Genomic DNA, 9,331 nt, shown 5'->3' with positions numbered 1-9,331 from the left:
ACTACACCCCCCCCCGCGGCGCTGTGGGGGGTTTGGTTTTTTTTTTCACTTCCCGGGGGGGGGCGGGCGCGCGCCCCGGCCCCGCTGTCGTCGGTGATCAGGCCAGGTTCGGCAGCTGCCCCACGTTGAGGGTGGCGACGATGCTGGTGAGCGCGGTCCGCATGTCCGGCTCCTCGATGCGCATGAGGACGTCGTCGTCGACCTCGGCCAGGTCGATCCCGTCGGTGTTGGCCAGCCGGAACTCGCGTTCCTCCTCGGCCGCCTCGATGACGTTGCGGATGAAACGGCCGTTACCGGCCAGGTCGACACCGCGGCGGGGCTGCCCGCTCTGATCGGTGCTCTCCATGTCGTAGAGATGACGGCAGGTCTCGATGAGGGTCTCCAGCGCCGCGGGGGAGAGTTGCGAATCCCGGCTGCCGGCGACGATCTCACCGATCTGGCCGAGTTCCTCGGCGGTGTAGGACGGGAACTGCAGGCGCTTGGCGAAGCGGGAGGCCAGACCGTCGTTGGCGGCGAGCAAGCGGTCGATCTCGCCGTCGTAACCGGCGATGATCACCACGAGCCGGTCGCGGTCGTTCTCCATGCGGGCCAGCAGGGTGTCCACCGCTTCGCGGCCGAACGCGTCACCGCCGGAGAGGCCGGTCTGGATGAGCGTGTACGCCTCGTCGATGAACAGCACGCCGTCCATGGCGCTGTCGATCAGTTTCTCGGTCTTGATGGCGGTGCCACCGAGGTTCTGGCTGACGAAGTCGACGCGCTTGGCCTCGACCACCTTGTCGGTCTTCAACAGCCCGACACCGCAGTAGATCTTGGCGACCACGCGCGCGATGGTGGTCTTACCGGTGCCGGGTGGGCCGGTGAAGGCCAGGTGCTGACCGCGCGACTGGCTCGACAGCCCCTTGCCGGCACGGATCTTGGCCAGCTGCGCCGAGGACTGCAGCTTGGCCACCTGGTTCTTCACCGAGGCGAGACCGACCTGCTTGTCGAGCTGCGCGCGTGCCTCGGCGAGCACCGTCTTGGCCCGGTCCTCGGCGGCGGCCTCGTTCATCGAGGCCAGCGTGGGCGCCGAGGCGGGATCCCACTTGTCGGTGCGCGCGTCGATCACCTCGCGGCTGGTGACCACGATGCGGAAGGTGCGATCGCGCATGGCCGTCGTGTTGGCCGTGAAATCGGGAAGCTGCGAGTAGACCTGCTCGAACAGCTTCTGCGCCTCGGCCTCGTTGCCCGCCTCGCGCAGGCACAGGCCGCGGTTGTACATCGCGGTGAACTTGGCCGATGGAATCGGGCCCGCCTCAGCCTGTTCCATCCGCCGGATCGCCTCGCCGAACAGGCCGAGCTGCGCGCACGCCGTGCCGACCATGACGTTCGCGCCGGTCGCGAGGTAGGGGTCCTTCCAGTCCTCGGAACCGGCGAGCACGGTCATCACATCGGGCCAGCGCTGCGTGTTGTAGTGCAGGATGCCGCGGATGTAGGCGCAGATCCGGTCGTCGATCGCCTTGTCCGGATCGTCGACGCGGCCCGCGCGCAGCTTGGCCAGTTCGTCGAGCACCTGCTCGGCCTGGTCGTAGTCCTTGTCGGTGATCAGCTGCGCGGCCCAGGCCAGCCAGATCTCGGTGAGCCCGGCCAGCGGGTAGTCGATGTAGAGGCCGGGCAGGAAGCGTCCGGCCATCGCGCGCGGCGCCAGCCCGAGCCTGCGTTGCTCCCGACCGAGCGAATCGAGGCTGGTGCGGTGCAGATTGAACAGCACCTCCTTGGTCACCTCGCCGGCTGCCGCGCGGCCGAGCCACGCGTCACACATCGACGAATCCCATTCCGTGGCGCGCTGGAAGGCCAGCTTCGCGTACTCGTCGTCCCGCGCGGATTCCTGACCGTCGATGGACAGACCGAGCGAGAGGACGCCCGCGTCGAAGGCGCGCTGAGCCTGGCGAATATCTGGCATGTGGTGTCGGACCCCGAAATCTTCGTCTGGTGGACAGCTGGTGTTCAATCCGGCGGGAGCGCTTCGATCGCGCCGGTTTGCCCTGTCCGTTAGATTAGGTAACGCTGCCGTGTGGTCGCAACGGAAGTAGTCAGCTACGACTGAGAGTTCATCACTGGTGTCGACGTTGTTAGGCAATGAGCCCGAACTATGCCGAGTTTCAGTGATCGGGGGTGATACGCAGCTCGACATCGGCCTGCCCGCCACGGTCCCGATCGCCGGATTCATCGGCGATCTGGTGACGCTGATCCGATCGCGGGATCCGCGCCTGCCGGAGGAAGACGAGGACTCCGCCCCGGTCCGCGCCCAGCACTGGACGCTGGCCCGGCTCGGGCAGGACCCCCTCGCGCCGAGCCGCACCCTCACCGAGGCCGAGGTCTACGACGGCGAGCTGCTGGTCCTGAGCCCGGTGACCCGCAAGGAGTCGCCCGCGCTGTTCGACGACGTCATCGACGCCGTATCCCGGCTCACCGCAGGCGAGTTCCGCGGCTGGTCCGGCTCGGCCGCGCGCTGGACGGGCCTGATCCTGGCGACCGTGTCGATCCTCGCCGCGCTGGTGTTGCTGGCCGTCTCCCGCGCCGACAGCGACCCGTTGATCCCGGCCTTCGCTCTGCTCGGCACCGGTATCGCGGCGTCGGCCGCGGCCGGAATCGCCGCCCGCAAGTTCACCGATCCGATTACCGCCAACTGGCTTTCGCTGGACGCGCTGCTGCTGATGTTCGGCGGCGGCGCGCTGGTGGTGCCCGGTCAGCTCGGCGCGGGCAGCGTGCTGCTCGGCAGTGTGGTGCTGCTCGTCACCGCGGTGATCGGGTATCGCGTCACCGGGATCGGGGCGGGCCTGTTCGCCGCCGCGATCACGCTCAGTGTGTTCGGCGCGGTGGCCGGGACGGTCTATCTGATCTGGCATCCGGGTCTGGCCAAGCTGTTCGCCGGGGTGCTCGTCGCCGCGGTGATCCTGCTGTCGTCGGTGCCGCGGATCGCCGCGGTGACGGCCCGGTTGCCGATTCCGCCGGTGCCGACCGCGGGCGGGGCGATCGACCCCGCCGACCACGAACAGCGCCCGACCATCGAAGGCATCGGCGCCGTGGGCGCGATCGCGCTGCCGTCGGCGGCCGGGCTCGGCGAGCGGGCGCGCGTCGCCAATCAGATCCAGACCGGTCTCGTCGTCGCCTGCGCGCTGGCCGCGCTCGTCGGCGCGGTGGGGGCGGCCGACCCGTTCGGTCCGTTCCACTCCGGTGGCGTCGCCCTGGCCGCGGTCACCGCGATCGTGCTGTGTCTGCGCGGACGTTCCTACGCCGACCTGGTGCAGGCCGCCACACTGATCGCCGCCGGCGCGCTCACCGTGCTCGCGCTGCTCACCGGCCTCGGCCTCGGCCACGACGCGCTCGAATTCGTCGCGGTGGCACTGCTTTTGCTGACCGCCGGTGGCGTCATCGGGTTCGGTGTGATCGGTCCGCACGTCGAGGTGACGCCGGTGACAAGGCGGATGATCGAGATCTTCGAGTACCTGCTGATCATCACGATGGTCCCGCTCGCGCTGTGGGTCATGGATGTGTACTCGACCGCCCGCAACATATGACCCGCGCACCCCTGCGCCGGGCGCTGCTCCGGCTGACCTGCGCGGCGACCGTGCTCGGCGCGGGCGCCGGGTTCCCGGCGCCCGCCGGAGCCATCTCGCCGCCGCGCATCGACGAGGGCGCACTGGGTGCCGCGCTCGCGCTCAGCGGTAGGCCGGCACCGCTCGAGGCGACCGAACAGCGCGAGCTGTGCGCCGAACCGGTGCTGCGCGGCAGTCCGCCCAGCGAGCCGCCGATCTCGCAACAGGTCCTCGATCTGCCCTCGGCCTGGCAGTTCAGCCGCGGCGCCGGGCAGAAGGTGGCGGTGATCGATACCGGCGTCAACCGGCATCCGCGCCTGCCAGCCCTGCAGGCCGGTGGCGACTACGTCAGCGATTCCGACGGCACCGTCGACTGCGACGGGCACGGCACCCTGGTGGCGGGCATCATCGCCGCCCGCCCGTCACCCGACGACGCGTTCGTCGGCGTGGCGCCCGACGCGGAGATCCTCGCCATCCGTCAGCTCAGCCTCGCCTACGACCGCAAGGACCGGCAGGGTTCGGTCAAGGAGGACGGCGCGCTGCGCAGCGACGGCTACGGCAGCGTGCTGACCCTCGCCGGTGCTGTCGTGCGCGCGGTCGACATGGGCGCGACGGTGATCAACATCTCCGAAGTCGCCTGCACCGCCGCCGGTTCGAACACCGCCGACGGCGCGCTCGGCGCGGCCGTGAAGTACGCCTACGACCGCAATGTGGTGGTCGTGGCGGCCGCGGGCAATGTCGAGCAGGGCGGCCCGTGCCAGAACCAGAACGAGGGCAGCGGCTGGAGTTCGGTGACCACGGTCCCGTCGCCCGCCTGGTTCACCCCGTACGTGCTCTCGGTCGGCTCGGTCGACGCCGACGGCAAACCCTCGGCACTGTCGCTGCGCGGCCCGTGGGTCGGTGCCGCCGCGATCGGCCGCAACATCGTCTCGCTGGACAGCAAGCCCGGCGGCACCGGCCTGGTCGACGGCGTGCAGACGATGGACGGTGTGCAGCCGGTCGACGGAACCAGTTTCGCCGCACCGTATGTCGCCGGGCTGGCCGCGCTGATCCGCGCGCGGTATCCGGAACTGTCCGCGCAGCAGGTGATCGACCGGATCACCCGCACCGCGCACGCGCCGGGCCGTGGCCGCGACGACGCCATCGGCGCCGGCCTCATCGACCCGCTGGCCGCGCTCACCGCGCCCTTGCCGAGTGAACCGCCGGTCAAGGGCGCTGATGTCGGCCATCCGATCGCCGCGCCGTACCAGGCGCCGGAACCGGATCCGCGACCGCGCCAGGTCGCGATCGCCGGATCGCTGACCCTGTTGGCCGCCTTGGGAATCGGCGCCGCGTTCGGATTTCCGTTCCGCAGGCGCAGCGCCGATCTGAACCAGGAATTCGAGTAGTAGAGGGATCGATGGCAACCGAAGGTTTCGTCCGTCGCCCCCGGATCGCGCCGCCGCGCGCACCGGGCGGTGAAGTCGCGCTCACCCCGCCGCCGGAGATCCAGCGCGCCATCCCGTCGCCGCTGATGATGAAGCTGATGCCCGTCATCATGGTGGTCGCGGTGGTCGGCATGATCGCGATGATGGTCTCGATGGGCCGCAATCTGCTGGCCAATCCGATGATGATGATGTTCCCGATGATGATGCTCATGTCGATGGTCGGCATGATGGCGGGCATGCGCGGTGGCGGCCCCAAGCGCGCCGTGGAGCTCAACGAGGAACGCAAGGACTACTTCCGCTACCTCGACCAGGTGCGCAAGGACGTGCGCACCACCGGCACCAAACAGCTCGAGACGCTGGGCTGGAGCCATCCCGAGCCCGCCGACCTGCCCTCGCTCATCGGCAGCAGGCGGATGTGGGAACGCCGTCCCAACGACCCGGACTTCGGGCATGTGCGCGTCGGCGTCGGCAGCCACCGCCTGGCCACCAAGCTGGCGCGACCCGAGACCGGCCCGCTCGAGGACCTGGAACCGGTCTCGACCGTGGCGCTGCGCCGCTTCGTTCGCACGCATTCGGTGGTGCACGAGTTGCCGACGGCTGTCTCGCTGCGCGCGTTCCCCGCCATCAACATCGGCGGCGACCTCGACGAGGGCCGCGAGCTGGTGCGGGCCATGCTGATGGAGCTCACCACCTTCCACGGCCCCGACAACCTCGTCGTCGCCATCGTCTGCGCCGATCCCGACACCAACTGGGCCTGGGCGAAATGGCTTCCGCACGTGCAGCATCCGTCGGTGCGCGACGGACTCGGCTCGGCGCGGATGATGTACACCTCGCTCGGTGAGCTCGAGTCGGCGCTGCAGGCCGAGCTGATGGAACGCGGCCGGTTCATGCGCAACCCGCAGCCCACCCAGGGCAGGCTGCACATCGTCGTGGTGATCGACGACGGCTACATCAGCGGCAACGAACGCATCATCAGCGAATCCGGCCTCGACTCGGTGACCGTGCTCGACCTCACCGCCCCGGAGAACGGCCTCGCGGCACGGCGCGGCCTGCAACTGGTGGTCGCCGACGGCGCGGTCTCCGCGCGCAGCGCCGCCGGGGTGGAACGCTTCGCCACCGCCGACGAGGTCAGCGTGGCCGAGGCCGAGGCCTTCGCCCGCGGCCTGGCCCGCTACCGGCTCGCCACCGCCGCGCAGATCGTCAGCCTCGGTGAGGGCACCACGAGCGACCCCGGCCTGATGGCGCTGCTGCGCATCCCCGACGCCGCCCAGATCGACCCGGCCAGGGTCTGGCGTCCGCGGACCGCGCGTGAGCGGCTGCGGGTGCCGATCGGCATCACCCCGGACGGCACGCCGGTCGAGATCGACATCAAGGAGTCGGCCGAGAACGGCATGGGCCCGCACGGCCTGTGCATCGGCGCCACCGGTTCCGGCAAGTCGGAATTCCTGCGCACCCTGGTGCTTTCGCTGGTCACCACCCACTCGCCGGACGCGCTGAACCTGGTGCTCGTCGACTTCAAGGGTGGCGCGACCTTCCTCGGCCTCGACTCGCTGCCGCACGTCGCCGCCGTCATCACCAACCTCGAGGACGAGCTCTCCCTCGTCGACCGCATGAAGGACGCACTCGCCGGTGAGATGAACCGCCGCCAGGAACTGCTGCGCTCGGCGGGCAACTACGCCAACGTCAACGACTACGAGAAGGCGAGGGCCGCGGGCGTTCCGCTCGATCCGCTGCCCGCGCTGTTCGTCGTCGTCGACGAGTTCTCCGAACTGCTCTCGCAGAAGCCGGATTTCGCGGAACTGTTCGTGATGATCGGCCGCCTCGGCCGCTCGCTGCACGTGCACCTGCTGCTGGCCTCGCAGCGCCTCGAGGAGAACAAGCTGCGCGGCCTGGAATCACACCTGTCCTACCGGATCGGTCTGCGCACCTTCTCGGCCAACGAGTCTCGCGCCGTGCTCGGCATCACCGACGCCTACCACCTGCCCAGCGTGCCCGGCGCGGGTTACCTGAAAAGCGATGCGTCCGAACCGCTCCGGTTCAACGCCAGCTACGTCTCCGGTCCGTACGTCGCGCCGGTCGGCACGGTCGTCGACGACGACGGCGCGCCGGTGGGCGGGCAGCGGCCCGTGGTGTTCACCGCGGCGCCGGTCGAGGTCGCCGAGGTGGAGCCCGAGCAGACCGAGGACCCGATTCTGCGCGGTCGACCGGAGCTGCCGCCGCCACCGCCCAGCGGGCCGACCGGCGAGGAGGGCATTCCGGACTCGCTGCTCGACGTGGTCGTCAAGCGCCTGACCGGGCACGGCCGTCCCGCCCACGAGGTGTGGCTGCCGCCGCTGGAGGAATCGCCGACCGCCGACATGCTGCTGCCCGACCCGGACTGGCGTTCGCCGGTGAACCGGCACGGTCAGCTGTGGATGCCGATCGGCGTCATCGACAAGCCCTACGAGCAGCGCCGCGACGTGCTCACCATCAACCTCGCCGGCGCGCAGGGCAATGTGGCCGTGGTCGGTGGTCCGCAGTCGGGCAAGTCGACCACGCTGCGCACGATCATCCTGGCCGCGGCCGCCACGCACAGTCCCGAACAGGTGCAGTTCTACTGCCTCGACTTCGGTGGTGGCTCCATGGCCGGTCTGGTCGGGATCCCGCATGTCGGTTCGGTCGCCGGCCGTCTCGACGGTGACCGGGTGCGGCGCACCATCGCCGAACTCACCACCCTGATGCGCCAGCGCGAGGAACGCTTCGCCGAACTCGGCATCGAATCGATGGCCGAGTTCCGCAGGCGCAAGTTCTCGGCGCTCGAGGCCAGGCAGATCAACGGCACCACCGCCGCGCCCGGCGACCCGCTGGCCGCCGACCAGTTCGGCGACGTGTTCCTCGTGATCGATGGCTGGGGCGCCATCCGCGAGGAGTTCGACATGCTCGAGCCGTTCATCAACGCCATTGCCACCCAGGGTCTCTCGTTCGGCGTGCACCTCATGATCGGCGCCTCCCGCTGGGCCGAGATCCGCCCGGTCGTCAAGGACCAGATCGGCACCAGGCTCGAACTGCGCCTCGGTGATCCCGGCGACTCGGAGATGAACCGCCGCACCGCGCACCAGGTTCCGGTGGGCAGGCCCGGTCGCGGTCTCACGCCCGACCAGCTGCACATGCTGATCGCTTTGCCGCGCTTGGATTCCGACTCCGACCCGTCGACCATCGCCGACGGCGTCACCAGGGCGCGCGAAGAACTCATCGCGCTCTACCCGGGCAGGCGGGCGCCGGAGGTGCGCATGCTCCCGCTGAGCTTCCCGCGCGATCAGGTGGTGGCCGCGGCCAAGGAACAGGGCGTCACGCTCGACCGCACCAAGGTCGCCGTCGGCCTCGGCGAGTCCGAATTGCAGCCGCTGATCCTCGATTTCGGTGTCGAGCCGCACTTCATGGCCTTCGCCGACGTGGAATGCGGCAAGACCACGCTGCTGCGCAACATCGTGATGAGCATCGCCGAGCAGTCCGACGCCTCCGAGGCGCGCGTCATCCTGATCGACTACCGGCGCACCATGCTCGGTGTGCTCGAAGGCGATCAGCTGGCCGGATACTCCACCTCGTCGCAGACGTGCGGGCCGATGATCCAGGAGGTCGCTGCCTATCTGGCCAAGCGGATCCCCGGCTCCGACATCACCCAGCAGCAGCTGCGGGAGCGCAGCTGGTGGTCGGGCCCGGAGATCTATGTCGTCGTCGACGACTACGACATGGTGGTCACCGGTTCGGGCAACCCGTTCGCCCCGCTGCTCGAGTACCTGCCGCAGGCGCGAGACATCGGCCTGCACCTGGTGGTCACCCGGCGCATCGGCGGCGCGTCCCGCGCGCTGTACGACCCGGTGCTGGGCGCGATGAAGAACCTGTCGGTGCAGACGCTGATCATGAGCGGTTCGCGCGACGAGGGCAAGCTGATCGGCGACGTGCGCCCGAGCAAGATGCCGCCCGGCCGCGGCACCCTGGTCTCGCGCAGCCAGGGCGTCGAACTCGTCCACATCGCCGACCTGCCCCCGCTCTAGCCGGGCAGCCTGCCCAGGAGCGGCTGGGCGCCCGGTGGCCCCAGGGGGGGCCCCCCCCGGCCGCGGTGTGCGGGGACGGTTCCGCTGACGACGCGAGGGGGCCGTGCCGCCGCGCCGGACGAGCGAGGCAAGATGAGAACAGTGATTCCTGTTGTGATCGTCGCGGGGACCTTCGCCCAGGTGCTCGATGTCGGCGCCGACACCCCGCTCGGGCAGGACGACGACTTCTTCGCCCACGGCGGCAACTCCCAGCTCGCCACCCAGGTCGCGGCCCCGCGCCGCGCCGCGCGCGCCC

4 protein-coding genes are annotated in these 9,331 nt (G+C 70.0%); 3 read left to right on the top strand and 1 reads right to left on the bottom strand.

Features of this window, described 5'->3' with window-relative positions; all coding sequences use genetic code 11:
- Positions 1-97 precede the first annotated feature (97 nt).
- Complete coding sequence (gene eccA, locus QH270_RS32425) at positions 98-1,939, bottom strand: type VII secretion AAA-ATPase EccA (RefSeq protein WP_280348414.1); 1,842 nt, start codon at positions 1,937-1,939, stop codon at positions 98-100.
- 157 nt (positions 1,940-2,096) lie between these two features.
- On the opposite strand from eccA, the gene eccD reads away from it, so the two are divergent.
- Genes eccD through eccCa form a run of 3 tightly spaced genes read left to right on the top strand, consistent with a single transcriptional unit; the run spans position 2,097 to position 9,036 of the window.
- Positions 2,097-3,557, top strand: a complete 1,461-nt coding sequence (eccD, locus tag QH270_RS32420; RefSeq protein WP_280348412.1) for a type VII secretion integral membrane protein EccD — start codon at positions 2,097-2,099, stop codon at positions 3,555-3,557.
- The gene (gene mycP, locus QH270_RS32415) at positions 3,554-4,963 is read left to right on the top strand and encodes a type VII secretion-associated serine protease mycosin (RefSeq protein WP_280348410.1); all 1,410 of its coding nucleotides are present in this window, start codon (positions 3,554-3,556) and stop codon (positions 4,961-4,963) included. Before eccD ends, mycP begins: the two co-directional genes overlap by 4 nt.
- 11 nt (positions 4,964-4,974) lie before the next feature.
- Positions 4,975-9,036, top strand: a complete 4,062-nt coding sequence (gene eccCa, locus QH270_RS32410) for a type VII secretion protein EccCa (RefSeq protein WP_280348408.1) — start codon at positions 4,975-4,977, stop codon at positions 9,034-9,036.
- Positions 9,037-9,331: the final 295 nt, after the last annotated feature.

This window comes from Nocardia neocaledoniensis (assembly GCF_029868625.1).
Taxonomy (GTDB): Bacteria; Actinomycetota; Actinomycetes; order Mycobacteriales; family Mycobacteriaceae; genus Nocardia; species Nocardia neocaledoniensis_A.
The sequence above is the reverse complement of the archived record's forward strand: the minus strand, read 5'-3'. Positions and strand labels throughout refer to the sequence as shown.